22 protein-coding genes and 1 tRNA gene are annotated in these 25181 nt (G+C 72.8%); 14 read left to right on the forward strand and 9 right to left on the reverse strand.

The window, feature by feature from the left end:
- The first annotated feature begins 22 nt into the window (after positions 1–22).
- From OG553_RS20435 to OG553_RS20445, 3 genes are all read left to right on the forward strand, one after another.
- Positions 23–577, forward strand: a complete 555-nt coding sequence (locus OG553_RS20435; protein WP_405980373.1) for a DUF501 domain-containing protein — start codon at positions 23–25, stop codon at positions 575–577.
- A complete protein-coding gene (locus OG553_RS20440; RefSeq protein WP_405980374.1) occupies positions 574–1542 on the forward strand; it encodes an exopolyphosphatase in 969 nt (322 codons plus the stop codon). The genes OG553_RS20435 and OG553_RS20440 overlap by 4 nt, the downstream gene beginning before the upstream one ends.
- A 99-nt stretch (positions 1543–1641) precedes the next feature.
- Positions 1642–1911, forward strand: coding sequence for an RNA polymerase subunit sigma-70 (locus tag OG553_RS20445; RefSeq protein ID WP_405980375.1), 270 nt, complete (start codon positions 1642–1644; stop codon positions 1909–1911).
- 6 nt (positions 1912–1917) lie between these two features.
- Here OG553_RS20445 and OG553_RS20450 read toward each other — a convergent pair whose 3' ends face one another.
- Positions 1918–2205, reverse strand: coding sequence for a hypothetical protein (locus OG553_RS20450; RefSeq protein ID WP_385762951.1), 288 nt, complete (start codon positions 2203–2205; stop codon positions 1918–1920).
- 576 nt (positions 2206–2781) lie between these two features.
- Between OG553_RS20450 and OG553_RS20455 the strand changes: the two genes are divergently transcribed.
- Together OG553_RS20455 and OG553_RS20460 are read left to right on the forward strand one after the other, a co-directional pair.
- Positions 2782–4167, forward strand: coding sequence for an NAD(P)/FAD-dependent oxidoreductase (locus tag OG553_RS20455; protein ID WP_405980376.1), 1386 nt, complete (start codon positions 2782–2784; stop codon positions 4165–4167).
- Between the two features lie 223 nt (positions 4168–4390).
- Positions 4391–5776: a class I SAM-dependent methyltransferase gene (locus tag OG553_RS20460; RefSeq protein WP_405980377.1), complete on the forward strand. Its 1386-nt coding sequence runs from the start codon at positions 4391–4393 to the stop codon at positions 5774–5776.
- 110 nt (positions 5777–5886) lie between these two features.
- Here the strand turns inward: OG553_RS20460 and OG553_RS20465 are convergent, their stop codons facing one another.
- Together OG553_RS20465 and OG553_RS20470 are read right to left on the reverse strand one after the other, a co-directional pair.
- Positions 5887–8436, reverse strand: coding sequence for an ABC transporter permease (locus OG553_RS20465; protein ID WP_405980378.1), 2550 nt, complete (start codon positions 8434–8436; stop codon positions 5887–5889).
- Positions 8437–8514: 78 nt separating this feature from the next.
- On the reverse strand, positions 8515–9282 hold the full coding sequence (locus tag OG553_RS20470; protein WP_405983088.1) for an ABC transporter ATP-binding protein: 768 nt from the start codon (positions 9280–9282) through the stop codon (positions 8515–8517).
- Between the two features lie 442 nt (positions 9283–9724).
- Here OG553_RS20470 and OG553_RS20475 point away from each other — a divergent pair.
- Together OG553_RS20475 and OG553_RS20480 are read left to right on the forward strand one after the other, a co-directional pair.
- Positions 9725–9807 (forward strand) — tRNA-Leu (locus OG553_RS20475).
- A gap of 134 nt (positions 9808–9941) precedes the next feature.
- Positions 9942–10796 (forward strand): Bax inhibitor-1/YccA family protein, encoded by an 855-nt coding sequence (locus tag OG553_RS20480; protein ID WP_405980379.1) that lies wholly within the window; start codon positions 9942–9944, stop codon positions 10794–10796.
- 130 nt (positions 10797–10926) lie between these two features.
- Here the strand turns inward: OG553_RS20480 and OG553_RS20485 are convergent, their stop codons facing one another.
- Positions 10927–11157 (reverse strand): DUF4287 domain-containing protein, encoded by a 231-nt coding sequence (locus tag OG553_RS20485; RefSeq protein ID WP_405980380.1) that lies wholly within the window; start codon positions 11155–11157, stop codon positions 10927–10929.
- 102 nt (positions 11158–11259) lie between these two features.
- On the opposite strand from OG553_RS20485, the gene OG553_RS20490 reads away from it, so the two are divergent.
- Positions 11260–11613 carry a hypothetical protein gene (locus OG553_RS20490; RefSeq protein WP_405980381.1) on the forward strand — a complete coding sequence of 118 codons (354 nt, stop codon included), beginning with the start codon at positions 11260–11262 and terminating at the stop codon, positions 11611–11613.
- Here OG553_RS20490 and OG553_RS20495 read toward each other — a convergent pair.
- The 3 genes from OG553_RS20495 to OG553_RS20505 all read right to left on the reverse strand — a co-directional run bounded on the left by OG553_RS20495 (position 11597) and on the right by OG553_RS20505 (position 15654).
- A complete protein-coding gene (locus tag OG553_RS20495; protein WP_405983089.1) occupies positions 11597–12400 on the reverse strand; it encodes a hypothetical protein in 804 nt (267 codons plus the stop codon). The two genes, OG553_RS20490 and OG553_RS20495, sit on opposite strands and share 17 nt — an antisense overlap.
- A gap of 314 nt (positions 12401–12714) precedes the next feature.
- Positions 12715–13935 (reverse strand): acetyl-CoA C-acetyltransferase, encoded by a 1221-nt coding sequence (locus OG553_RS20500; RefSeq protein WP_405980382.1) that lies wholly within the window; start codon positions 13933–13935, stop codon positions 12715–12717.
- Between the two features lie 693 nt (positions 13936–14628).
- The gene (locus OG553_RS20505; RefSeq protein ID WP_405980383.1) at positions 14629–15654 is read right to left on the reverse strand and encodes an SGNH/GDSL hydrolase family protein; all 1026 of its coding nucleotides are present in this window, start codon (positions 15652–15654) and stop codon (positions 14629–14631) included.
- 125 nt (positions 15655–15779) lie between these two features.
- Between OG553_RS20505 and OG553_RS20510 the strand changes: the two genes are divergently transcribed.
- Positions 15780–17162: a cystathionine beta-synthase gene (locus OG553_RS20510; RefSeq protein WP_405983090.1), complete on the forward strand. Its 1383-nt coding sequence runs from the start codon at positions 15780–15782 to the stop codon at positions 17160–17162.
- A gap of 355 nt (positions 17163–17517) precedes the next feature.
- On the opposite strand, the gene OG553_RS20515 is transcribed toward OG553_RS20510, so the two are convergent.
- Positions 17518–17886, reverse strand: coding sequence for a hypothetical protein (locus OG553_RS20515; RefSeq protein WP_405980384.1), 369 nt, complete (start codon positions 17884–17886; stop codon positions 17518–17520).
- A 148-nt stretch (positions 17887–18034) separates the two neighbouring features.
- On the opposite strand from OG553_RS20515, the gene OG553_RS20520 reads away from it, so the two are divergent.
- Positions 18035–18877 carry a MurR/RpiR family transcriptional regulator gene (locus OG553_RS20520; protein ID WP_362468091.1) on the forward strand — a complete coding sequence of 281 codons (843 nt, stop codon included), beginning with the start codon at positions 18035–18037 and terminating at the stop codon, positions 18875–18877.
- A gap of 230 nt (positions 18878–19107) precedes the next feature.
- Positions 19108–19380, forward strand: coding sequence for a hypothetical protein (locus tag OG553_RS20525; RefSeq protein ID WP_405980385.1), 273 nt, complete (start codon positions 19108–19110; stop codon positions 19378–19380).
- A gap of 11 nt (positions 19381–19391) precedes the next feature.
- Here the strand turns inward: OG553_RS20525 and OG553_RS20530 are convergent, their stop codons facing one another.
- Positions 19392–20732 (reverse strand): diaminopimelate decarboxylase, encoded by a 1341-nt coding sequence (locus OG553_RS20530; protein WP_405980386.1) that lies wholly within the window; start codon positions 20730–20732, stop codon positions 19392–19394.
- 102 nt (positions 20733–20834) lie between these two features.
- On the opposite strand from OG553_RS20530, the gene hutU reads away from it, so the two are divergent.
- From hutU to OG553_RS20545, 3 genes are all read left to right on the forward strand, one after another.
- Positions 20835–22499 carry a urocanate hydratase gene (hutU, locus tag OG553_RS20535; RefSeq protein ID WP_405980387.1) on the forward strand — a complete coding sequence of 555 codons (1665 nt, stop codon included), beginning with the start codon at positions 20835–20837 and terminating at the stop codon, positions 22497–22499.
- Positions 22500–22639: 140 nt separating this feature from the next.
- Positions 22640–23830 (forward strand): allantoate amidohydrolase, encoded by a 1191-nt coding sequence (locus OG553_RS20540; protein WP_405983091.1) that lies wholly within the window; start codon positions 22640–22642, stop codon positions 23828–23830.
- Positions 23821–25161 (forward strand): formimidoylglutamate deiminase, encoded by a 1341-nt coding sequence (locus OG553_RS20545; protein ID WP_405980388.1) that lies wholly within the window; start codon positions 23821–23823, stop codon positions 25159–25161. Before OG553_RS20540 ends, OG553_RS20545 begins: the two co-directional genes overlap by 10 nt.
- Positions 25162–25181 lie beyond the last annotated feature (20 nt).

Here is a 25181-nt window from a genome sequence, read left to right on the forward strand (position 1 = left end):
AACGAAGAGACTTCCTCCAGGCATGCAGACGCCCCCGCCCCAGACCGACCGGACCGAGCCGACCGACGCGGACATCGAGGCGTTCGAGCAGCAGCTCGGCCGCCCCCCGCGCGGGCTGCGCGCCATCGCGCACCGCTGCCCCTGCGGTCAGCCGGACGTCGTCGAGACCGCACCCCGGCTGCCCGACGGCACGCCCTTCCCGACGCTGTACTACCTGACGTGCCCGCGCGCGGCCTCCGCGATCGGCACGCTGGAGGCCAACGGCGTGATGAAGGAGATGCAGGCCCGGCTCGCCGAGGACCCGGAGCTCGCCGCCGCGTACCAGAAGGCGCACGAGGACTACATCCAGCGCCGCGACGCCATCGAGGTGCTCCAGGGCTTCCCGAGCGCGGGCGGCATGCCGGACCGGGTCAAGTGCCTGCACGTGCTGGTGGGCCACTCGCTGGCCGCCGGCCCCGGGGTGAACCCGTTCGGCGACGAGGCGCTGGCCATGCTGCCGGAGTGGTGGGCCAAGGGCGCCTGCGTCACCCCGTGCGGGGAGAAGAAGGAAGAGGAGAGCGGGGAGGGAACCGCGTGACCCGGGTCGCGGGCATCGACTGCGGTACCAACTCCATCCGCCTCCTGGTCGCCGACTGCGACCCGGCCACCGGCGAGCTCGTCGAGCTCGACCGGCGGATGATCGTCGTCCGGCTCGGCCAGGGCGTGGACAAGACCGGCCGGCTGGCCCCGGAGGCGCTGGAGCGCACCTTCGCGGCCTGCCGCGAGTACGCCGGGGTGATCAAGGAGTTCGGTGCCGAGCGGGTGCGGTTCGTGGCCACCTCGGCCTCCCGTGACGCGGAGAACCGGGACGAGTTCGTCCGGGGCGTGCTGGACGCCCTCGGCGTCGAGCCCGAGGTGATCTCCGGCGACCAGGAGGCGGAGTTCTCCTTCACGGGCGCCACCAAGGAGCTCGTCGCCCACGAGCTCCTCCAGACTCCGTCCGGGGGGACCCCCATGGAGCGCCCGTTCCTGGTGGTGGACATCGGCGGCGGCTCGACCGAGTTCGTCGTCGGCGAGGACCACGTGCGCGCGGCCCGCTCGGTCGACGTGGGCTGCGTCCGGATGACCGAGCGCCACCTGCTGGTGGACGGCGAGGTCACCGACCCGCCGACCGCGGCGCAGATCGCCGCCATGCGGGCCGACATCGAGGCGGCCCTGGACCTGGCCGCCGAGACGGTGCCGCTGGCGCAGGCCCGCACCCTGGTGGGCCTCGCGGGCTCGGTGACCACGGTCGCCGCGATCGCGCTCGGGCTGGACGAGTACGACTCGTCGGCGATCCACCACTCCCGGATCTCCTACGAGCAGGTGCGCGGGATCAGCGAGCGCATGCTGACCGCCACCCACGCCGAGCGCGCCGCCATCCCCGTGATGCACCCGGGGCGGGTCGACGTGATCGGCGCGGGGGCCCTGGTGCTGCTCGCGATCATGGAGCGCGTCGGCGCCACCGAGGTCGTGGTCTCCGAGCACGACATCCTGGACGGCATCGCCTGGTCCGTCGCCTGACCCGGCACGGCACCACGAGGGCCCCCGCCCGGCGGGGGCCCTCGTCGTTCCCGCCCGTTCCCGGGTCCGGGCGGGGCCCCTCCGGGTAGCCTCGAATCCATGATCGACAACTCCGCCCCCGCCGACGCGCTCCGCGCCGTGATCGCGGACCTCGCGGCCGTCCCGGACCCCGTGGAACGGGCCCGGGCGCTGGCGGCGGTCCTGGACGCCGTCCCCGGTTTCCAGGCGGAGCTCCGGGCGGCCAGGCAGGCCGCCGTCATCGAGCTGCGGGCCACCCGGTCCCTGGCCGAGGTGGCCGCGGCCCTCGGCATCTCCGTGCCGCGCGTCTCCCAGATCGCCTCCGGCGTCAGCCGCAGCGCGAAGAAGTGACTCCGGCTACTTGCCCTTGGCCAGCTGGTCCACCCTCGGTATGGACAGCCCCAGCAGTTCTCCCACCTCCCTGAGGGTGCGCCCGTGGCGCAGTTCGAGTACCGCGGCGGTCCGGGCCTGCCGCGCGGAGCGCACGGCGTGGGGGAGGAGGTCGTCGGAGAGCAGGCGTGCCGCGCGCTCGCGCTCCAGCGGGTCCTGGATGCCGTCGAGGTGGGCGAGGGCGGCGCCGATGTGCTCGGCCATGAGGGCGCGCAGCTCCGTGAGGCGCGCTTCCAGGGTGTCCTTTTCGATCATGGAACCAGCGTACGAGCGGGCCGGGTCCCAGCGGTCCGCTTCGGCGATCCCGCCTCGACCGGATCCCGTCCGGGCGTGCAGCGGGCGTCGTGCGGGCGTCCGGCCGGAGTCGGACCGCTGAACATCGTGTTCCGCCCGATGGGTGGCTGGTGGGCGGGGGGAGGGGGGCCGGTGCGGCGGCAGTGCGGGGGTGGTGAAGGGCCTCTGGAGCGGCCGAAATCGCCCCTCCGGGAACGAGGTTCGTGAAGTTCTTCACAAGGAAAAGGGGTCTGTTGGGTCAACAAGGAGGCCCTTCGGGGCCTTCTTGGGGGTCGCAGGGCCGTTTCGGCACCTGTTTGTGCGATGCGAGGCCGCGACGGGTTTCGTATCAGAGGTATGGACGAACCCCAGTGGTCCAGTCCGGTTGAGGCCTTGGAGGCCAGTTCAGACCGGGTGAACAACGACTCCCGTTATACGTTGGTTCCCGTTGCGCGTCATGATCTGGGTCACGCGGGCCGCGCAGTGTAGCAGAGGCCTTGTGTCACCTTGTGAAGGGGCTCACGAGCGTCACCCCTTGGGGTGCTGGATACTCGTTCCATGAGCACCACGGAGCGTCCCAGGATCCTCGTAGTAGGAGGTGGGTACGTAGGCCTGTACGCGGCCAAGCGCATCATGAAGAAGATGCGCTACGCCGAGGCGACCGTCACGGTCGTCGACCCGCGGTCGTACATGACCTACCAGCCCTTCCTCCCCGAAGTGGCCGCAGGCAACATCTCGCCTCGGCACGTTGTCGTCCCGCTGCGACGCGTGCTGCCCAAGGCTGAGGTTCTCACCGGCCGGGTCACCACCATCGACCAGGACCGCAAGGTCGCCGTCGTCACGCCGCTGGTCGGCGAGGCGTACGAGCTGCCCTTCGACTACCTGGTGATCGCGCTCGGCGCCGTCTCCCGCACCTTCCCGATCCCCGGCCTGGCCGAACAGGGCATCGGAATGAAGGGCGTCGAAGAGGGCATCGGCCTGCGCAACCACGTCCTCGAGCAGCTCGACAAGGCCGAGTCCACGACGGACGAGAACGTCCGCCGCAAGGCGCTCACCTTCGTCTTCGTCGGCGGCGGCTTCGCCGGCGCCGAGACGATCGGCGAGGTCGAGGACATGGCCCGCGACGCCGTGAAGTACTACTCCACGATCAAGCGCGAGGACATGCGCTTCATCCTGGTCGACGCGGCGGACAAGATCCTTCCCGAGGTCGGGCCCAAGCTCGGCACCTGGGGCAAGGAGCACCTCGAGTCCCGTGGCATCGAGATCTACCTCAGCACCTCCATGGACTCCTGCGTGGACGGCCACGTGGTGCTGAAGAACGGCCTCGAGGTCGACTCCAACACCATCGTGTGGACCGCGGGCGTCAAGCCGAACCCGGCGCTGGCCCGCTACGGCCTGCCGCTGGGCCCGCGCGGCCACGTGGACACGGCCCCGACCCTCCAGGTCCAGGGCACGGACTACATCTGGGCCGCGGGCGACAACGCCCAGGTCCCGGACGTCGCCGCCCGCAAGGCCGGCGTCGAGAACGCCTGGTGCCCGCCGAACGCCCAGCACGCGCTGCGCCAGGCCAAGGTCCTCGGCGACAACGTGGTCTCCGGCATGCGGGGCTTCCCGCAGAAGGAGTACTCGCACTCCAACAAGGGTGCGGTGGCGGGCCTCGGCCTCCACAAGGGCGTCGCGATGATCGTCATGGGCAAGATGAAGATCAAGCTCAAGGGCCGGCTCGCCTGGTACATGCACCGTGGCTACCACGGCATGGCCATGCCGACCTGGAACCGCAAGATCCGCGTCTTCGCCGACTGGACCCTCGGCATGTTCCTCAAGCGCGAGGTCGTCTCCCTCGGAGCGCTGGAGACCCCGCGCGAGGAGTTCTACGAGGCCGCCAAGCCGGCGCCGGCTCCGGCCGCCGCCGCTGCCCCGGCCGAGAAGGCCAAGGCCTCCTGACCCCGGCCGGTACGCCGGTTTCCTGAGCACGACCCCGAAGGGGCCGCCCGCCATCCGTGGTGCGGGCGGCCCCTTCGGCGTACCCGGGGACGGGGCGTCCTACCGCAGGTCCGGCGCGGCCGGCTGGAGTCCCGGTCGAAGGACGATCCACTGGCAAACCGGTCGTGATTGCCCCAGAGGGGAAGTGGGAAGTCGTTCCACGGAACTTCTGGAGGTGCCTGAGATGACCGACGCCGCGCCGCGGCTGGCAGCGATTGCCGAAACCCTGCTGGGCGCCCCCGTGCCCGTGCGGATACGGGCCTGGGACGGCAGTGAGGCCGGCCCGGCCACCGGCCCCGTGCTGGTGATCAACCACCGGCGCGCCCTGCGCCGGATCCTGTGGAAGCCGGGCGAACTGGGGCTCGCCCGCGCCTGGGTCGCCGGGGACCTGACCGTCGAGGGCGACCTGTTCGACCTGCTCGACCGGGTGGGCGGCCTGCTCTGGGAGCGCGAGCACCCGGCGCCCGCCCCCGCCCCGGCCCCGGCCCGTTCGGGGCTCGGCAAGCTCGCCGCCCTGCGCCCGCACCTGCCCGGACACGGATCCGCCGCCGGGACCGCCGCGCTGCTGCGCGACCCGGCCGCACGGGCCGCGGTACGCGACCTCGTGGTCCTGGCGCGCCCGTGGACGGCGCCCGCCCCGCCGCCGGAGGAGGCCGTCCGCAGCGGCGGGCCGCGCCACTCCAAGCGGCGCGACAGCGAGGCGATCAGCCACCACTACGACGTGGGCAACGACTTCTACGAGCGGGTCCTGGGCCCCTCGATGGTCTACTCGTGCGCCTACTGGACCCCGGACGGCACCCTTGAGGACGCCCAGCGGGACAAGCTCGACCTGGTCTGCCGCAAGCTCGGTCTGAAGCCCGGCCAGCGGCTCCTGGAGGTCGGCTGCGGCTGGGGTTCCATGGCCCTGCACGCGGCCCGCGAGTACGGGGTGCGCGTCACCGGCATCACGCTCTCGCGCGAGCAGGCCGCGTACGCCCGCAAGCGGATCGCCGAGGCGGGCCTGACCGACCGGGTCGAGATCCGGGTGCAGGACTACCGGGACGTCAAGGACGGCCCGTACGACGCGATTTCCTCGATCGGCATGGCCGAGCACGTCGGCTCCGAGCGCTACCGCGAGTACGCCGGGATACTGCACGCCCTGCTGGCCCCCGGCGGCCGGCTGCTCAACCACCAGATCGCGCGGCCCCCGGAGCACGACGAGCAGGCCTACGAGATCGACGAGTTCATCGACGCGTACGTGTTCCCGGACGGGGAGCTCTCCCCGATCGGCACCACCGTCGGCGAGCTGGAGCGGGCCGGCTTCGAGGTCCGCGACGTGGAGGCGCTGCGCGAGCACTACGCGCTGACCCTGCGGGCCTGGGTGGCGCGCCTGGAGCGGCACTGGGACGAGGCCGTACGGCTCACCTCGCCCGGCCGGGCCCGGGTGTGGCTGCTGTACATGGCGGCCTCCGCGCTGGGCTTCGAGCACGGCCGCCTCGGGATCAACCAGGTGCTGGCGGTGCGCCCCGGGGACGGAGGGGCCTCGGGGATGCCGCTGCGGGCGCGCGTCTGGGGCGAGGGCCCCGCGTAGCCCCGTACGGCCGCCGGGGCCCGGCGGCCGGGCAACGGGAAGGGCCCCGGGGCGTGTTGCCCCGGGGCCCTTCCGTGTCCCTCGCGCGCGCGGCGCGTACGGCCGTACCGCTACTCGGTCTTGATGGCGGTCAGCATGTTCAGCCGGGCGGCGCTGCGGGCCGGCCACATGGCGGCCAGGACGCCGACGACGGCGGCCAGCAGGAGGAAGACGCCGATCCGGTCGTAGGGGAGGACCAGTTCGTAGTTCGGCACCGACTTGGTGAGGGTGGAGCCGACGGCCCAGGCGAGGAAGACGCCGATGCCGACACCGAGGACCGCGCCGAACAGCGAGATGACCACGGACTCCAGGCGGATCATGTTCTTGACCCGGCCCCGGTCGAGGCCGATCGCCCGCAGCATGCCGATCTCCTGGGTCCGCTCGAAGACGGACATCGCCAGGGTGTTGACCACGCCGAGCACCGAGATGATCAGCGCCATGCCGAGCAGGCCGTACATGATGTTGAGCATCGTGTTGATGATGCCGCCCATCTCGTTGCGCATGTCCTGCTGGGTGGCGACGGTCATCGCCGGGTTCTTGCCGAGGGCGTCGATGACGGACTGCTGGCTGGCCTTGGACTGGCCGTCGGTGGTGTTGACGTAGACCTCGGGGATGTACTGCTGGTCCGTGTGCGCGGCGAGGATCTTGTTGTCGAGCACGTACGGGGACAGCAGCCCGTCGAGGTCCTCGTAGACGGCGCCGACCTTCAGGGCGGCCTTCTGGCCGTCCTCGAACTGTGCCTGGAGCGTGGAGCCTACGGTCAGGTTCTGCTTCTTGGCGGTCTTCTCGGCGACGGCGACCTCGCCCTTGCCGAGGCTGTCCAGGGAGCCGCCGACGACCTTGATGTTCAGCAGCTTGCCGATGGCGGCCGGGTTGACGCCGGAGGCCGAGCGGAAGCTGTCGCCGATCTTGAAGTAGCCGGCGGCCTGCGGGGAGACCGCCGTGACGCCGGGGGCCTTGGACAGGGTCTCGGCGACGGACTTGTCGAGGCTGCCCATGCCGCCGGACATGGTGACCTTGTAGTCGGCCTTGAGCTTGTCGGTGCTCATCCGGTCGATGGCCTTGCCCATGGTGACGCCGAGCACGGACATGGTGGTGACGAGGGTGAGGCCGATCGCCAGGGAGGCGGCCGTGACGGCGGTGCGGCGCGGGTTGCGGACGGCGTTCTGGGCGGCCAGCTTGCCGGGGACGCCGAAGACCTTCTGCAGCGCCGGGCGGACGGCCGCGATGACCGGCCGGGACAGCAGCGGGAGCAGCACGATCATGCCGACGAGCATGAGGAAGGCGCCGCCGCCGATGACCATGCGGCCGTCGCCGCCCATCGAGACGCCGAGGAAGACGACGCCGATGCCCGCGAGGCTGATCACGGAGCCGATGACGTTGCGGACGACGAGGGACTTGGCGGAGGCCGGGAGGTGGGCGCTGCCCATGGCGGCGACCGGGGCGATCCGGCCGGTGCGCCAGGCGGGCAGCAGGGCCGCGACGGTGGTGACGAGGACGCCGATGACCAGGGCGGCGATGATCGTGCCCGGGGCGATGACCAGGTCCCCGGCGGGGATCTTGGCGCCGATGGTGTCCATCAGGGAGCGCATGCCGACCGCCAGGCCGACGCCGGCGGCCAGGCCGATGGCGGCCGAGAGGGCGCCGATGACCAGGGCCTCGGCGAGCACCGAGCGCATGACCTGGCCGCGGTTGGCGCCGACGGCGCGCAGCAGGGCCAGCTCCTTGGTGCGCTGGGCGACCAGCATGGTGAAGGTGTTGTAGATCAGGAAGACGCCGACGAAGAGGGAGATGCCGGCGAAGGCGAGCAGCATGTTGCTCATGCTGGACATCGACTTCTCGATGTCCTTGGCCTGCTGGGCGGCGAGCGCGGCGCCGGTCTGGGCCTTGGTGCTCTTGCCGTCGACGAGCGGCTTGATGTCGGCGAGGAGCTGGTCGGCGGAGGTGCCGGAAGCGGCGGCGACGGAGAGCTCGTCGTAGAAGCCGGGCTGGAGGTAGAGCTCCTGGGCGACCTTGGTGTCGAACAGGACCAGACTGCCGCCGGCGTTGACGGCGCCGTCCTCGGTGGTGAAGACGCCGGTCAGGGTGAACTCGCGGACCGGGCCGTTGGTGGCGACGCGTACCTTGTCGCCGGTCTTGTAGCCGCCCGTGACGGCGGTCTCCTTGTCGAGGGCGACCTGGTCGTCCTTGACCGGGCCGGTGCCGTCGGTGAACGTGTAGCGCGGGTCCTTGCCGTCCTTGACGGGGGCGTAGTTGGAGCCCTTGTTGGCCCAGCCGGAGCCGATCAGCTTGCCGTTCTCGTCGCCGACGCCGGCGAAGCCGGAGACGCGGCCGGAGACCGAGCCGACGCCCTTGACGGCCTTGACCTTGTCGAGGGTCTGCTGGCTGATGCCGGGGTCGCCCTCCTTCTGGCCGTCCTCGCCGCGGGCCTGCCCGTGCGAGGTGACGGAGACGGCGACGCCGCTGTAGCTCTTGGCGGACTGGCCGGACAGGGACTTGCCGAGGGTGTCGGTGAAGACGAGGGTGCCGGAGACGAAGGCTACGCCGAGGGTGACGGCGAGCACCGTCATCAGCAGCCTCGCCTTGTGCGCGAGTACGTTGCGCAGGGCGGTACGGAACATGGGGATCTCAGTCCTGGGGCTGGAGGTCTGTGAGGAGGGCTGCGGGGGCTCCGCGGAGCGGGGCGGTCACGCTCCGGGTCAGCTGGTGCGGCCCTTGGCGTCGAAGGCCTTCATCCGGTCGAGCACACCGTCGGCGGTGGGCGCGTACATCTCGTCGACGATGCGGCCGTCGGCGAGGAAGATGACGCGGTCGGCGTAGGAGGCGGCGACCGCGTCGTGGGTGACCATGACGACGGTCTGGCCGAGCTCGCGGACCGAGTTGCGCAGGAAGCCGAGGACCTCGGCGCCGGAGCGGGAGTCGAGGTTTCCGGTCGGCTCGTCGCCGAAGATGATCTCGGGGCGGGCGGCGAGGGCGCGGGCGACGGCGACGCGCTGCTGCTGGCCGCCGGAGAGCTGGGTGGGGCGGTGGGAGAGGCGACCGGAGAGGCCGACCATGTTCACCACGTTGTCCAGCCACTGCTTGTCGGGCTTGCGGCCGGCGATGTCCATGGGGAGGGTGATGTTCTCCAGGGCGGTCAGGGTCGGCAGCAGGTTGAAGGCCTGGAAGATGAAGCCGATCTTGTCCCGGCGCAGCTGGGTCAGCTGCTTGTCCTTGAGGGAGCCGAGCTCGGTGTCGCCGATGCGGACGGAGCCGGAGGAGAAGGTGTCCAGGCCGGCGACGCAGTGCATCAGGGTGGACTTGCCGGAGCCGGAGGGGCCCATGATCGCGGTGAACTGGCCCTGGGCGAAGTCGACGGAGACGTTGTCCAGCGCGACCACCTGGGTCTCGCCCTGGCCGTACACCTTGGAGAGCTGCGTGGCGCGGGCGGCCACGGCCTGTGCGGTGTGCTGCCGGGCGTAGTTCATGGCGGTCACGGGGGGACTCCTGTCGAGCGGTTCTGCGGTGTGGCGGGACCTTTCCATCCTCACCGCGGGCACCCCCGCCGGGGATCAGCCCCGGTGCCCGTTCGACGGTCCACTCGAGTCTGACCAGGGGCGGCGCCGTCTCCTCCTTTGGTATGACAGGGACGCCGTCGCGGGGCCCGCGCGGGCGTCGGGCGCGCGGGGTGGCCCGGGGGTGGCCCGGGGTGGCGGGCGGGGTGGCGCGGGGGCAACGGAATCAGGTCAATCCCGGGGCGGGGCGGCGCATCCTCCGGAAGCGGGCCGACCGCGACTTATCGGGTCTGACGGCCACTCAATCGCCAATAAAATCAGACAACATCGGATAGAGGGCCCCCTGTCGCCGGGGGTGTTCCGGATAGGCTCGTCACTGCCTTCAAGGCATTTTCCACGGGGCCCGCCGCGCCTTGCCCGGATGGTGGAATGGCAGACACGGCGAGCTTAAACCTCGCTGGCCCTCGGGCCGTGCCGGTTCAAGTCCGGCTCCGGGCACATGCGGCTCTTCCGTTTATCGGCGGCGGTTCGCCGACCCTTCTCCTAAGATCCTCCTCCAGCAGTAGGGTGCTTTTTTTGCGAGCGCATTACTCTTGAGGCAAGGCCGCGCACGGTGGCCATGGAGGAGTGAGATGAGGAGCAGTAACCCGGTCTTCTCGCGACGGGGGTTCAGCCGCGACAACGGCGGCTACGCGGGCTTCGAGGCGCAGCACGCGCAGGCCGGGACCGCGACCAACCCGTACGCGACGAATCCTTACGCCACCGACCCGACCACCGGCATGCCGGCGGCCCCGGTCCGCGGCAACGCGATGACCATCGACGACGTCGTGACCCGTACGGCCATGACGCTCGGCACCCTGATCGTCACCGCGACCCTCGCGTGGATCGCCCTGCCCGTCGACCCGGCCAACGTCGGCAAGTCGTACGGCATCGCCGTCGGCTCGGCGCTCGTCGCGTTCGTGCTCGCCATGATCCAGAGCTTCAAGCGCAAGCCCACGCCGGCGCTGATCCTCGGCTACGCGGCGTTCGAGGGCGTGTTCCTCGGCGTGATCTCCATGGTCACCAGCACCTACATCAGCCCCGGCGTGGTCGTCCAGGCCGTGCTCGGCACGATGTGCGTCTTCGCGGCGGTGCTCGTCGCCTACAAGATGCGCTGGATCCGCGTCACCCGCCGCTTCACCGGCTTCGTGATGGCCGCGGCCCTCGGCTTCGTCCTGCTCATGCTGGCGAACTCGCTGTTCATGCTGTTCGGCGGCGGTGACGGCCTCGGCTTCCGCAGCGGCCCGCTCGGCATCGTCTTCGGCATCGTCGGCGTCATCCTGGGCGCCTGCTTCCTCGCCATGGACTTCAAGCAGGTCGAGGACGGCGTGACGTACGGCGCCCCGCGCGAGGAGGCCTGGCTGGCGGCCTTCGGCCTCACGCTGACCCTGGTGTGGATCTACCTGGAGCTGCTGCGCCTGTTCCAGATCCTCTCGGGCGACGACTAGTACGACGGCCAGTCGTACCGGCCGCACCGGCCGTACCGGCAAGGACCAAGGGGAAGGCCCCGCGAGCGGACGCTCGCGGGGCCTTCCCGCGTCCTGGGCTCGTGAGGGGGACAACGGGTCGCCGGTGCGATCAGCCGAACCTGCGGGCGGCTCTGCGCAGGCCGTACTCGTGGATGATCGCCTTGGCCTGGCCGTGCGACAGCTCGTGCGCGCCGAGCAGCCAGCTGACCTTGTCCTCGAACCGGACGAGGGAGGGGCCTTCGTCCACGGTCCGGAGCCAGTCGGAGATCTCACGACCGGTGGTCTGGGGGATTCTGTCGATCATGTTGCGGTGGGTCTGCTCGGAGAACTCTACGGACATGGGCGCCTCCGGGGGGTGTCGCCGTGCTGTTCTCTTCACGTCACCGTGCCGCAGAGTTCGCCCGTTGGCAATGGTGCCGGGACGGCGCGTAAGGTCGGCCGGGTGCTCGATACCTCACCCCTGAACGCCGTCGTGGAACGCTTCGCCGACCGGCTGCGGGCCGCCCCGCAGAGCACGCTCCAGCGGGGTGCGGCCGCCGAGGCCCTGGAGCTGGCCCGTGAGCTCGCGCTGCGCGCCCAGCGGCTGGAGGAGCCGGACGGGGCGGCTCCGGCGCGCGTGATGCCGGACGCGGGCCTCTTCACCGTGGGGGACCAGGTGGCGGTGGCCGGCCTGGACCTCGCCGAGGCGCTGCGCGCGGCCCCCGTCGGCGGCCCGGACGGCGCGAAGGCCCCGTCCGAACTGCTGGACGAGGCCGTGGCGCTGGTGGAGCTGGCGGAAGTCAGAGCGATGCGATGACCCGGTCCGCGAGGATGTAGACGTTGCTGTCGGGGTCCTCGGCGTCACCGCAGGAGAAGGTCAGCGCGTAGGCGCCGGAGATGCCGGAGCCGCCCAGCAGGACCGGGGCGGTGCCCGAGCGCAGTGCCTCGGCGAGGCGCTCCGCGGTCTCCCGGTGGCCCGGGGTCATGCAGAGCGTGGTGCCGTCGGTGAAGACGTACACGTCGAGGGTGCCCAGCGGGCCCGGGCGGACGTCCGCGAGGGCCGTACGGGCCTCCGCGAGCTCCTCCAGGCGGTTGACGGTGCGCTCGTGGTCGGCGCCGGGGTTCGGCTGGACCGGGACGAAGTCGGGGTGCGAGGGGTGGCGGCGGCGGGCCGCGGCCAGCTCGGCGGAATCCTCGGGGTACTCGTCGGCGAGGTCGTCGCCCAGGACCGGCTCCAGGCCGACGAGGTCCGCCTGCCGGGGCAGGAAGACCGGGCCGTCCTCACCGAGGCCGGGCAGGCCGCCCAGCAGGGAAGGGGCGTCGGCGGCGTCACGGGCCTCCTGCGCGGCCCAGAAGGCCCGCGCCTCGGCCAGCTCGCGCTCGCGCTCCTCGGCCAGGGCCTCGGCCACGGCGGCTCGTATCTCGGCGGCGGGGGACTGCACCGCGGCGCGGGCGTGCGGGACGGTCGCGGCGCGCGGGTGGGCCGACACCGCAAGCTCACCGCGCAGGGCGGTGACCTGCTTGCGCAGTCCGTGGACGGCGTGCAGCGCAGCAGCGCCCACGGCCGTGGCAGCGGCCGTGGTCAGCAGCAGGGCAAGAGACATGGCGCTCACTGACTAACTCCTGGTTGATTCGATCCCCCGACTTCCTACATCAGCTTGTCCTGTGCTGTGAATGGCGTGCAGTGCATTACGTCATGAAATGGACAGGTCTTTCGTCCTTGCGGGCCAAGGGGGATGGCTTCTGACCTGGGCAAATACCGATCCCCCAGGACAAAGGTCACATCCTGGGGGAGATTCGGTCACAGCTCGGCCGCGACGGGATTGGATTTGCCGTCAGTAGAGCGCACGGACCTGGAGGATCCCTTGCGGGGCCTGGGTGCCCCGCTCGATCCGGTGATCGGCGGGGCCGTCCGGGACTACGACAGGCGTTCGATCACCATGGCCATGCCCTGGCCGCCGCCGACGCACATCGTCTCCAGGCCGAACTGCTTGTCGTGGAACTGGAGGCTGTTGATCAGCGTGCCGGTGATGCGGGCACCGGTCATCCCGAACGGGTGACCGACGGCGATGGCCCCGCCGTTGACGTTCAGCTTGTCGAGGGGGATCTCCAGGTCGCGGTAGGACGGGATGACCTGCGCCGCGAAGGCCTCGTTGATCTCGAACAGGTCGATGTCGCCGACGGTCAGCCCGGCCCGCTTCAGGGCCTGCTTGGACGCCTCGACCGGGCCCAGGCCCATGATCTCGGGGGACAGGGCGGTGACGCCGGTGGAGACGATCCGGGCCAGCGGGGTCAGGCCCAGCTCCCGCGCCTTGGTGTCGCTCATGATGACGAGCGCGGCGGCGCCGTCGTTGAGCGGGCAGCAGTTGGCGGCCGTGACCAGGCCGTCGGGGCGGAACACGGGCTTGAGGCCCTCCACGCCCTCCAGCGTGACGCCGGCGCGCGGGCCGTCGTCCTTGCTGACGACCGTGCCGTCCGGGGTGGTGACGGGGGTGATCTCGCGGGCCCAGAAGCCGTTCTTGATGGCTTCCTCGGCGAGGTTCTGCGAACGCACGCCGAACTCGTCCATGTCCCGGCGGGTCACGCCCTTGAGGCGGGCCAGGTTCTCGGCGGTCTGCCCCATGGAGATGTACGCGTCGGGGATCAGGCCGTCCTCGCGCGGATCGTGCCAGTCGCTGCCCTCGCTCTGCGCGACGGCGGCCGTGCGGCCCTCGGCGTCGGAGAAGAGCGGGTTGTGGGTCTCCGGCAGGCCGTCGGAGGAGCCCTTCGCGAACCGGGAGACGGTCTCGACGCCGGCGGAGATGAACACGTCGCCCTCGCCCGCCTTGATGGCGTGCAGCGCCATCCGGGAGGTCTGGAGGGAGGAGGAGCAGTAGCGCGTGATCGTGGTGCCGGGCAGGTAGTCCATGCCCATCTGCACCGCGACGATGCGGGCGAGGTTGTGGCCCTGCTCGCCGCCGGGGAGGCCGCAGCCGAGCATCAGGTCGTCGATCTGGCGCGGGTCCAGCTCGGGGATCTTGGCGAGGGCGGCCTGGATGATCGTGGCGGTGAGGTCGTCGGGGCGCACGTCCTTGAGCGAGCCCTTGCCGGCGCGCCCGATCGGGGAGCGGGCGGTGGAAACGATGACGGCTTCGGGCATCGGGACTCCAAGGGGGTGCGTGCGTCGTTGCGGGACCGCAAGCGAAGTTACCGCCCCGTACGGTCGAGGTCACCGGCCTGGGCGTGTGACCCCGGTCGCCTTTTTCACGCGCCGCTCGCACGGCTCGGCCGCAGGCGGCCTCCCCGGCTTCGCGCCGCTGCGACGGACTCCGTCCGTCGGCCCGCTGGGCGGGGTCGGTTCGGGTGGCGGGTGCCGGTGGGTTGGGTGCGGGTGGGTGGGCCGCTGCGCGGGGCGGGGTCCCCTACCCTCCCCCAGACTCCGTCCGGGGGGACCCCCACTTCCACCGTTCCCAGGGGCTCCGCCCCTGACCCCGATACCGGACGCTCCGCGCCCGGTGCGCTCAAACGCCGCGCGGGCTGGATTGCCCGCAGGGCAATTCCAGCCCCGCCTGGGGGCACCTCCCAGCGGTAGCTGGGGGAGTTTGAGGCGCGGGGGTCTGGGGGCGGAGCCCCCAGGGGGTCCGGGGCGCAGCCCCGGGGAACGGGCGAAGGGCGGGGCGGGGAGCAGCCCGCGCAGCGGCCCACCCACCCGCACCGGCCCTCGTCCGGCGGTAGGGCCCCGCTCAAGGCCCGGTCGGACCCCGGCGGAGGCCGTGCCGCCGGGCCCGCACGCCGCGCGGAAGGGCCCATGCGGGCCCGGGGCGGGGAAGTCGGGCGGGTGGCCTCCGGAGGGTTACGCGGGGTCCTCCTGGGCGGCGGCGGCCGCCGTGGCGGGTTCCGGGGACTCGGGTTCCGGGAGGCGCCGGCGGCGGCGGTGTTTCAGGAGGGCCCACGGCCCCCGGGCGGCCGTGACCTCGGTGCCCGGTTCGCCCGCCGCCGCCGACGCCGCCTTGGCCACCAGCAGCATGTCCTCGTCCCGCGAGACGTCCAGCCGGTCCGACCCCGGCCACAGCCCCAGCGCCGCGCACAGCGTCGGCAGCACCGCCATGGCGGCGGTCGCGTACCCCTCCGCCGAGGGGTGGTACGAGTCCGGGCCGAACATCTCGCGCGGGTTCGCCGCGAACTCCGGGCCCAGCAGGTCCCCCATCGAGATCGTGCGCGCCCCCAGCGCGACCACGCCGATCGTCTGCGCCGCCGCCAGCTGCCGCGAGACCCGGCGGGCCATCCACCGCAGCGGCTGGTACACCGGCTCGATGGTGCCCAGGTCGGGGCAGGTCCCGACCACCACTTCCGCGCCCGCGAGCCGCAGTCTGCGTACCGCCGAGGTCAGCAGCCGCACCGACTGCGTCAGCGGCATCCGCTTGGTCACGTCGTTCGCGCCGATGATGATCACGCAGACGTCCGGCGCGGGCCCGGGCCCGTCCAGCAGCAGGCCCACCTGCCGGTCGAGGTCGTCCGACATGGCCCCGGACAGCGCCACGTTCCGCAGCTCCACCGGCCGCTCGGCCACCGCCGCCAGCCCAGACGCCAGCAGCGCCGCCGGCGTCTGGCGGGCCCGGTGGACGCCCAGTCCGGCCGCCGTGGAGTCGCCCAGCATGCCCATCCGCAGCGGCCCCGGGCTCAGCTCCGGCCCGCTGAACTCGCTCCCGTACAGGCCGTCCGCGCGCGGCGGGTCACCCAGGCCGTTGCCCACCGTGCGCTTCGCGAACTGCACCTCCGCCAGCACCAGCCCGAACGCGGCGACCCCGACCAGCCCGAGGCCGCCCCCGCCGTACGCTGCCCCCGCCGCGATCCGGCGGGCCGTCCTCGCCCTGGACACCCTTGGAGCCACCTCCTGCGTCGTGTTGACCTACCTGCCCCGTACTGCCGGTCGGCCAATCCCTTTCCGCATACTCTGGCCGGACCTCCCGGAGAACCCGTGGAGTCCCCTTCTTGGAGAACATGGTGCAATTCCACGACTCGATGATCAGCCTCGTCGGCAACACCCCGCTGGTGAAGCTCAACCGCGTGACCGAAGGCCTGCAGGCCACCGTGCTTGCCAAGGTCGAGTACTTCAATCCCGGCGGTTCGGTGAAGGACCGCATCGCCGTCCGGATGATCGAGGCCGCCGAGCAGAGCGGTGCCCTGAAGCCCGGTGGCACCATCGTGGAGCCCACCAGCGGCAACACCGGCGTCGGACTCGCCATCGTGGCCCAGCAGAAGGGCTACAAGTGCATCTTCGTCTGCCCTGACAAGGTGTCCATGGACAAGATCAACGTGATGCGCGCGTACGGCGCGGAGGTCGTGGTCTGCCCCACCGCCGTCGACCCCGAGCACCCGGACTCGTACTACAACGTGTCCGACCGCCTCGCGCGCGAGCCCGGCGCCTGGAAGCCCGACCAGTACAGCAACCCGAACAACCCCCGTTCGCACTACGAGACCACCGGTCCCGAACTGTGGGAGCAGACCGAGGGGAAGATCACGCACTTCGTCGCGGGCGTCGGCACCGGCGGCACCATCTCCGGCACCGGCAACTACCTCAAGGAGGTCAGCGGCGGGAAGGTCAAGGTCATCGGCGCGGACCCGGAGGGCTCCGTCTACTCCGGCGGCAGCGGCCGCCCGTACCTCGTCGAGGGTGTCGGCGAGGACTTCTGGCCGACGGCCTACGACCCGGACGTCACCGACGAGATCATCGCGGTGTCCGACAAGGACTCCTTCCAGATGACCCGCCGCCTCGCGAAGGAGGAGGGCCTGCTGGTCGGCGGCTCCTGCGGCATGGCGGTCGTCGCCGCGCTGCGCGCCGCCGAGGGCCTGGGCCCGGACGACGTGGTCGTCGTCCTGCTGCCGGACAGCGGCCGCGGCTACCTCAGCAAGATCTTCTCGGACGAGTGGATGGCCGGGCACGGCTTCCTGGAGGAGGCGGGTCCCGCCGCGCGCATCGGCGACGTCCTCGCCGACAAGGAGGGCGGCATCCCGTCGCTCGTCCACATGCACCCCGAGGAGACCGTCGGCCAGGCCATCGAGGTGCTGCGCGAGTACGGCGTCTCGCAGATGCCGATCGTCAAGCCGGGCGCCGGCCACCCCGACGTGATGGCCGCCGAGGTCATCGGCTCGGTCGTGGAGAAGGAGCTCCTCGCGGCGCTGTTCGCGCAGCGGGCCTCGCTCGGCGACCCGCTGGAGAAGCACATGAGCGCGCCGCTGCCGCAGGTCGGCTCCGGCGAGCCGGTGTCCGAGCTGATGGCGGTGCTCGGCGAGGCCGACGCGGCGATCGTGCTGGTCGAGGGCAAGCCCACCGGTGTGGTGAGCCGTCAGGACCTGCTGGCGTTCCTGGCCAAGACGGCCAAGTAGTCCCGGGTGCGCGGACGGCGGGGCGGCGGGCCACTGGGCCGCCGCCCCGCCGCGGTCGCTTGCGGGGCGGGGACCGCCGCACCCCCGGCGGGCCGGGGGGCGGGACGACGGCGGTCCCCGCCCGGGGACACGGGCCGGGTCAGGGCCGTCCGCGTCCGTGGCACCGGCGCGTTCCGGGAGCCGCTCCGGAGGTGCGCAGGTGCCGTGCGAGGCGCCGGCCGGGGTCGCTGCCTCCCGGTCTCCCGGGCTCCCCTGCCGACGACACCACTGTGGCGCAGCCGTGTTAAGCCGGTGCTGCCGTCACGTGTCGCCCCCGTACCGTTTGCGCGAAGAGCACGGCCCAGGGGATGTCCGCCTAGGCGCGCGGGTCGCGGCCGGGGCGGCGGAGCAGGCCGGTGTGGGCGAGGTTCACGCCCACGATGCCCGCCCAGGCCGCCACCAGGCCGCCGATGCCCTGGGTGATGCCGATGGCCGACAGCGGGACCGCCAGCACCAGCGTGACGATCGCGAAGCCGAAGCGCTCCCCGAAGGCGCTCACCGGTCCGGCGGGGCCCTGCCCGCCCGTCCCGCCGCGCGCCCGGAGCAGCCGCTCCTCGGCGAGCCTGCGCCGGACCTGGGTGTCGACCTTGTCCACGAAGGAGTCCACGAGCGCGGCCTCGTACTCGGGTCCGAGCTCCCGCCGGACCTCCAGGGTGGCGGCGAGTTCCTTCTTGAGCTCTGTCATGAGGCCACCGTAGGAAGGGCCGCCGCGGCCCGCACTGGGGGTAGCCCCCGTATCCGTATCCCGGGCACCGGCTTGCCGAGCTGCATAGACACATGCAGAGTGCAGGGTGACTGAATATCTCACCGGGGACGGGACGGAGGGGGCGGCGATGAACGACAGCCCGGCCGCACGGCTGCAACAGCTGTTCGAGGGACACCGGCTGACGCCGACCCAGCGGCGCATCGCGCACTGCATGGTGCGCGGGGCGGCGGAGGTGCCGTTCCTGTCGAGCGTGGAACTCGCCGAGCTGGCCGGGGTGAGCCAGCCCTCGGTGACCCGGTTCGCGGTCGCCCTCGGCTTCGACGGGTACCCGGCGCTGCGCCGGCACCTGCGCGAGGTGGCTCCGGCCGGGCGGCCCGAGCCCGCGCGCGAGGGCGAGTACAACGAGTACCAGCAGGCGGTGCAGGGCGAGATCGAGAACCTCCAGCGGCTGTCGGCGATGCTCGCGGACCCGGCGCCGGTCGAGGAGGCGGGCCGGGTACTGGCCGGGTCGTCCCCGCTGCCGGTGCTCGGGCTGCGGGCGGCCTCCTCGCAGGCGCGCGGGTTCGCGTACTTCGCGGCCAAGGTGCACCCGGACGTACGCCTCCTCGACGAGGGCGGCTCCATGCTCGCCGACCGGATCGACGCGGCGGCCGCGGCCGGGGCCTCGGCGCTGCTGTGCTTCGCGCTGCCGCGGCACCCGCGCGAGGTGGTGGAGGCCCTGGAGCACGCGCGGGCGGCCGGGCTGACGGCGGTGACGGTCGCCGACTCGGCCTTCGCGCCCGTGGCCCGGCACTCGGACCTGCTGATCCCGGCGCCGGTGGGCACGGGGCTGGCCTTCGACACGGCGTGCGCGCCGATGCTGCTGGGGCGGGTGCTGCTGGAGGCGATGGCGGACGCGCTGCCGGACGCGCAGGCGCGGCTGGAGGACTTCGACGCGCGGGCCGCCGCGCGGGGGCTGTTCGTGGATTGACGCTCTCCCCCGTGAGCGGGGGAGATTCCCACCGGGCCGCCGCTGTCAAGCGGCGGTCGTAGGTGGTTCCTGCTTCATCACCCATCGCCCGGCATGCCGGGTCTTACACGGGCTCCACAGGCGTTTTACGTGTCCGGACGTCCCTCGGCCACGATGCGCCGTCCTTCACGACGAAGGCTGAGTTCTGCGTTCTCGTCCCGGTCGTGGGCTGCTCCGCAGGAGCACACCCAGTGCCGGACCTTGAGCTGCTGCGCTCGGCGGTGACCAACGAGCGGGCGGCGGCCCGGATGCGGGAGGTGTTCGCGGCGCAGGTGGCCCCGGCGCTGGCGGCCGCCCTGGGCCCGGACCGGGCCGCGCGGGCGGCGGGCCTGGTCGCCGCCCAGCTCCTCGGCCTCGGCCTGAGCCGCTACCTGCTGCGCCTGCCGGGGGTGGCGGACCCGGCCCCGTCCGAGGTCGTGGAGGGCCTCGCCCCCGCCATCGCGGCCACCCTGGCGGCTCCCTGACGGGGCCGCCCCTACAGCAGAGCGTCCCGGTGGTCGCCGCCCGCCTCCGTGACGATCTCCGTGAGGGTCTGGGCCGGGCGGGCCAGGGCGAAGCGGACGGTGTCGGCGGGGCCGGGGGTGAAGCCGTGGACCGCCGGGCGGGGGAGGCTGTTGTAGCCGTAGTGGGCCGTGAAGGCGTACGCGCCCGTGTCCGGGACGGCGATGACGTCGCCCGGGGAGAGTTCCGGCAGCTCCCGGGCGGTGGCCAGCAGGTCGCCCGCGAAGCAGGCCGGGCCCGCGATGTCCTGGGGGACCGGCGCGCCGTCCCGGGGTACGCCCTTGGCGTCGTACGCCAGGATCCGCAGCGGCCAGGCGGCCGGCGCGTACACGGTGCGGGTGGCCACCTGGACGCCCGCGTGGGTCAGCGCGATGCGGCGGCCGCCGGTCGTCTTCGTGTACTCGACCCGCGCCAGCACCAGCCCGTGCTTGGCCAGCAGCGACCGCCCGAACTCGGTGACCAGCCCGTACGGGCCGTCGAAGAGCGCGGGGACGGCCGCGCGCAGGGCCGCCACGTACTCCCCGTACGTCGGGGCGTGCTCGTCCGAGGCGAAGTTCACCGGCAGCCCGCCGCCGATGTCGAGGGTGTCGATCCGGCGCTCCCCGACGGCCGCGTTGATCTCCTCGGCCAGCCCGTGCAGCTCCCGCACCCCCTCGGCGATCAGCTCCAGCGGCACCCCCTGCGAGCCCGAGTGGACGTGCAGCCGGGTCAGCCACGGCCGCTGCGCGCAGGCCCGTACGAGCCGCTCGCGCGCCCCCGGATCGCGCAGCGCGAAGCCGAACTTGGAGGTGGCGGTGGCCGTGGACAGGGCGCCGATGGACCCGGTACCCGTCTGCGGGTTGATCCGCAGCCCGACGGGGGAGCGGGCGGGGGCCGCCGCCACCAGGGCGTCGAGGCGCTCCAGCTCCTGCCGGTTGTCGGCGTTGACGGCGATGCCCCGGGCCAGCGCCCCGCGCAGTTCGGCCGTCGTCTTGGCGGGGGAGTCCAGCACCGTCCGATCCGCCGGGACCCCCGCCGCCCGGGCCAGGGCGAGCTCGCCGGGGCTGGCCGCCTCGCAGCCGAGCCCGGCGTCCGCGAGCAGCCGCAGTACGGGCACCAGCGGGGCGGCCTTCACCGCGAAGGTGTGCAGGACCGGCGTCCCGGGCGCCACCGCGGCCGCGAACGCCTCCGTCAGGGCGGCGGCGGAGGCGCGGATACCGGCCACGTCGAGCAGGCAGACCACCGGCTCGCGCTCCAGCAGACCCTGCTCCACGGCGGCCCGTACGGCCCGGTCACGGCGCTCCGCGGCGCCCTGCGTGTGCGTGTCGGCAGCCATGTCCGCCATCCCATCATCAGGCCGACCCGCCCGCAGCTGTTGACTGGAACTATTCATGACGCGAGGATGTGAATGGATTGACCAACACCGGAGGAGGCACCCATGTCAGGACCCCGCCCCGTACGGGCCGCGCGAGGCACCGAGCTCAGCACCCTGGGATGGCAGCAGGAGGCCGCCCTCCGGATGCTCCAGAACAACCTCGACCCCGAGGTCGCCGAGCACCCCGACAAGCTCGTCGTCTACGGCGGCACCGGCAAGGCCGCCCGCGACTGGCGCTCGTACGACGCCATGGTCCGCACCCTGCAGACCCTCAAGCAGGACGAGACCATGCTCGTCCAGTCCGGCCGCCCGGTCGGCGTGATGCAGACCCACGAGTGGGCGCCGCGCGTCCTGCTCGCCAACTCCAACCTGGTCGGCGACTGGGCCAACTGGGAGGAGTTCCGCCGCCTGGAGCACCTCGGCCTGACCATGTACGGCCAGATGACCGCCGGCTCCTGGATCTACATCGGCACCCAGGGCATCCTCCAGGGCACGTACGAGACCTTCGCCGCGGTCGCCGCGAAGAAGTTCGGCGGCACCCTCGCCGGCACCATCACCCTCACCGCCGGCCTCGGCGGCATGGGCGGCGCCCAGCCGCTGGCCGTGACGATGAACGACGGCGTCGCCATCTGCATCGACGTCGACCCGCGCGCCATCGAGCGCCGCATCGAGCACCGCTACCTGGACGTGAAGGCCGACAACCCGGCACACGCCCTCCAGCTGGCCACCGAGGCCCGCGACGCCCGCCGCCCGCTCTCCATCGGCCTCCTCGGCAACGCCGCCGAGCTGCTCCCGCAGATGCTGGCCGAGGGCGCGCCGATCGACATCGTGACGGACCAGACCTCCGCCCACGACCCGCTCTCCTACCTCCCCGTCGGCGTCGACTTCGACGACATGGCGGCGTACGCGGCCAAGGACCCGGCCGGCTTCACCACCCGCGCCCGCGAGTCGATGGCCAGGCACGTCGAGGCCATGGTCGGCTTCATGGACGCGGGCGCCGAGGTCTTCGACTACGGCAACTCCATCCGCGGCGAGGCCCAGCTGGCCGGCTACGACCGCGCCTTCGCCTTCCCCGGCTTCGTCCCCGCCTACATCCGCCCGCTGTTCTGCGAGGGCAAGGGCCCCTTCCGCTGGGCCGCCCTCTCCGGCGAGGCCTCGGACATCCACAAGACCGACAAGGCGATGCTGGAGCTCTTCCCGGAGAACGAGTCCCTGCACCGCTGGATCAAGATGGCCGGCGAGCGCGTCCACTTCCAGGGCCTGCCCGCCCGCATCTGCTGGCTCGGCTACGGCGAGCGCGACAAGGCCGGCGAGCGCTTCAACGACATGGTCGCCGACGGCACCCTCGCCGCCCCGCTGGCCATCGGCCGCGACCACCTCGACTGCGGCTCCGTGGCCTCCCCGTACCGCGAGACCGAGGCCATGCTCGACGGCTCCGACGCCATCGCCGACTGGCCGCTGCTCAACGCCATGGTCAACGTGGCCTCCGGCGCCTCCTGGGTCTCCATCCACCACGGCGGCGGCGTCGGCATGGGCCGCTCCATCCACGCCGGCCAGGTCACCGTGGCCGACGGCACCCCGCTGGCCGGCGAGAAGATCCGCCGCGTCCTCACCAACGACCCCGGCATGGGCGTCATCCGCCACGTCGACGCCGGCTACGACATCGCCGAGAACGTCGCCGACGAGCGCGGCGTCCGGGTCCCGATGCGCGAGGGTGACTCCGCGTGACCCCCTCCAGCGACACCGGCGCGGGCGAGGCGTCCCGGGGCTCAGCCCCGGGCGCCCGCCCCGCCGCCCCCGCCGGCGGAGGCTCCCCGGAGCCCTCCGCCGGCGCGGGCCGGGGCCCGGGCGCGGCCTCGTTCCACGGCATGTGGGACGAGCTGCGCCCGATCGGCCGCGACAGCGGCAGCGGCGGGTACCGCAGGTACGCCTGGACCGCCGCCGACGCCGACTGCCGGGCCTGGTTCCGGGCGCAGGCCGAGTCGCGCGGGCTCGCGTACGAGGTGGACCGCAACGGCAACCAGTGGGCCTGGCTCGGCGACCCCCTCGCGGGCGACGCCGTGGTCACCGGCTCCCACCTGGACTCCGTCCCCGACGGCGGGGCCTTCGACGGCCCCCTCGGCGTGGTGTCCTCCTTCGCCGCCCTGGACGAGCTCCGCGCCCGCGGCGCCGCCCTCACCCGGCCCCTGGCCATCACCAACTTCGGTGACGAGGAGGGCGCCCGCTTCGGGCTGGCCTGCGTCGGCTCCCGGCTCGCCTCCGGGCAGCTGACCAGGGAGAAGGCGTACGAGCTGCGCGACGGCGACGGCGTCGGTCTGCCGCAGGCCATGGAGGCCGCCGGCTACGACCCCGCGGCCATCGGCGCCGACCCCGAGCGCCTCGCCCGCATCGGCGCCTTCGTCGAACTCCACGTCGAACAGGGCCGCGCCCTCGACCTGTCCGGCGACCGCGTCGGCATCGCCTCCGCGATCTGGCCGCACGGCCGCTGGCGGTTCGACTTCCACGGCGAGGCCAACCACGCGGGCACCACCCGCCTGGTGGACCGCCGCGACCCGATGCTCACCTACGCGGAGACCGTCCTGGCCGCCCGCCGTGAGGCGGCCCTGGCCGGCGCCGTCGCCACCTTCGGCAAGATCTCCGTCGAGCCGAACGGCGTCAACGCCATCCCCTCCCTCGTCCGCGGCTGGCTCGACTCCCGCGCCGCCGACCAGGCCACCCTCGACACGGTCGTCACGGCCGTGGAGAAGGCCGCCCGCGAGCACGCCGACCGCGACGGCATCGACCTGAACGTCGTACGGGAGTCCTTCACCCCCGTCGTCGAGTTCGAGCACGCCCTGCGCGACGAGCTCAACCGGATCCTCGGCGGCTCCGTCCCGGTCCTCGGCACGGGCGCGGGACACGACGCCGGAATCCTCTCCGCGTCCGTCCCGACCGCGATGCTGTTCGTGCGCAACCCCACCGGCGTCTCCCACTCGCCGCGGGAGTCCGCGGCCGAGGACGACTGCGTCGCCGGAGTCCTCGCCCTCGCCGACGTACTGGAAGGCCTGGCATGCCGCTGAAGACGTACTGGCTGGAGCACGCCTGGCTCGGCGACACCGTCGAGCCGGGCGTCGCCCTGGAGGTATCGGCCGACGGGCGGATCGCCGCCCTGCGCACCGGGACGGACACACCGCCGCCCGGCGCCGAGGTCCTGCGCGGCCTGACCCTGCCGGGCCTGGCCAACGCCCACAGCCACGCCTTCCACCGGGCCCTGCGCTCGGTCGTGCAGGTCGGCAGCGGCACCTTCTGGACCTGGCGCGACGTCATGTACAAGGTCGCCCAGAACCTCACCCCCGAGAGCTATTTCGCCCTCGCCCGCGCCGTGTACGCGGAGATGGCCCTGGCCGGCATCACCAACGTCGGCGAGTTCCACTACGTCCACCACGCGCCCGGCGGCACCCCGTACGCCGACCCCAACGCCATGGGCGAGGCCCTCATCGAGGCCGCCGCCGCGGCGGGCATCCGCATCACCCTCCTCGACACCGCGTACCTCTCCTCCGGCTTCGGCGAGGCCCCGAGCGAGCACCAGAAGCGGTTCTCCGACGGCGACGCCGACGCCTGGGCCGAGCGGGTCTCCGCCCTCAAGCCCCGCGAGCACGCCCTGATCGGCGCGGCCGTCCACTCCGTACGGGCCGTCCCGGCCGGACAGCTCGCCACGGTCGCCGGCTGGGCGCAGGAGCGGAGGGCCCCGCTGCACGTGCACCTGTCCGAGCAGACGGCGGAGAACGACGCCTGCCAGGCCGCCCACGGGCGCACGCCCACCCAGCTCCTCGCCGACCACGGGGTGCTCGGCCCGCGCACCACCGGCGTGCACAACACGCACCTGACGGACGCGGACATCGCCCTCCTCGGCGGGACCACCACCGGCACCTGCATGTGCCCCACCACCGAACGCGACCTCGCCGACGGCATCGGCCCGGCCGGCCGGCTCCAGCGGGCGGGCAGCCCGCTGTCGCTGGGCAGCGACAGCCACGCCGTGATCGACCTGCTGGAGGAGGCCCGCGCGATGGAGCTCAACGAGCGCCTCGCCAGCCGCACCCGGGGCCACTGGACGGCGAACGCCCTGCTGCGGGCCGCCACCGAGGACGGTCACGCCGCCCTCGGCCTCGCGGACGCGGGCCGCCTGGAGGCGGGCGCCCTCGCCGACTTCACCACCGTGGCGCTGGACTCCGTACGCACGGCCGGCCCGCTGCCGCGCCTCGGCGCGGAGACGGCCGTCTTCGCCGCCTCGGCCGCGGACGTCCGCCACACGGTGGTCGGCGGCCGCCACGTGGTCCGCGACGGCGCCCACACCCTGGTCGGGGACGTCGCCGCGGCCCTGGCCGACTCGATCGCCGCCGTCCGCGGCTGACACCGTCCGGGAACAGCACG

The sequence above is a fragment of the Streptomyces sp. NBC_00158 genome (assembly GCF_045160885.1).
Taxonomy (GTDB): Bacteria; Actinomycetota; Actinomycetes; order Streptomycetales; family Streptomycetaceae; genus Streptomyces.

Bases quoted from the DNA above. Each gene is read 5' to 3' on its own strand.
- OG553_RS20435 (WP_405980373.1), top strand. From the start codon at position 23: ATGCAGACGCCCCCGCCCCAGACCGACCGGACCGAGCCGACCGACGCG.
- OG553_RS20445 (WP_405980375.1), top strand. From the start codon at position 1,642: ATGATCGACAACTCCGCCCCCGCCGACGCGCTCCGCGCCGTGATCGCG.
- OG553_RS20450 (WP_385762951.1), bottom strand. From the start codon at position 2,205: ATGATCGAAAAGGACACCCTGGAAGCGCGCCTCACGGAGCTGCGCGCC.
- OG553_RS20455 (WP_405980376.1), top strand. From the start codon at position 2,782: ATGAGCACCACGGAGCGTCCCAGGATCCTCGTAGTAGGAGGTGGGTAC.
- OG553_RS20460 (WP_405980377.1), top strand. From the start codon at position 4,391: ATGACCGACGCCGCGCCGCGGCTGGCAGCGATTGCCGAAACCCTGCTG.
- OG553_RS20465 (WP_405980378.1), bottom strand. From the start codon at position 8,436: ATGTTCCGTACCGCCCTGCGCAACGTACTCGCGCACAAGGCGAGGCTG.
- OG553_RS20470 (WP_405983088.1), bottom strand. From the start codon at position 9,282: ATGAACTACGCCCGGCAGCACACCGCACAGGCCGTGGCCGCCCGCGCC.
- OG553_RS20480 (WP_405980379.1), top strand. From the start codon at position 9,942: ATGAGGAGCAGTAACCCGGTCTTCTCGCGACGGGGGTTCAGCCGCGAC.
- OG553_RS20485 (WP_405980380.1), bottom strand. From the start codon at position 11,157: ATGTCCGTAGAGTTCTCCGAGCAGACCCACCGCAACATGATCGACAGA.
- OG553_RS20495 (WP_405983089.1), bottom strand. From the start codon at position 12,400: ATGTCTCTTGCCCTGCTGCTGACCACGGCCGCTGCCACGGCCGTGGGC.
- OG553_RS20500 (WP_405980382.1), bottom strand. From the start codon at position 13,935: ATGCCCGAAGCCGTCATCGTTTCCACCGCCCGCTCCCCGATCGGGCGC.
- OG553_RS20515 (WP_405980384.1), bottom strand. From the start codon at position 17,886: ATGACAGAGCTCAAGAAGGAACTCGCCGCCACCCTGGAGGTCCGGCGG.
- OG553_RS20520 (WP_362468091.1), top strand. From the start codon at position 18,035: ATGAACGACAGCCCGGCCGCACGGCTGCAACAGCTGTTCGAGGGACAC.
- OG553_RS20530 (WP_405980386.1), bottom strand. From the start codon at position 20,732: ATGGCTGCCGACACGCACACGCAGGGCGCCGCGGAGCGCCGTGACCGG.
- hutU (WP_405980387.1), top strand. From the start codon at position 20,835: ATGTCAGGACCCCGCCCCGTACGGGCCGCGCGAGGCACCGAGCTCAGC.
- OG553_RS20540 (WP_405983091.1), top strand. From the start codon at position 22,640: ATGTGGGACGAGCTGCGCCCGATCGGCCGCGACAGCGGCAGCGGCGGG.
- OG553_RS20545 (WP_405980388.1), top strand. From the start codon at position 23,821: ATGCCGCTGAAGACGTACTGGCTGGAGCACGCCTGGCTCGGCGACACC.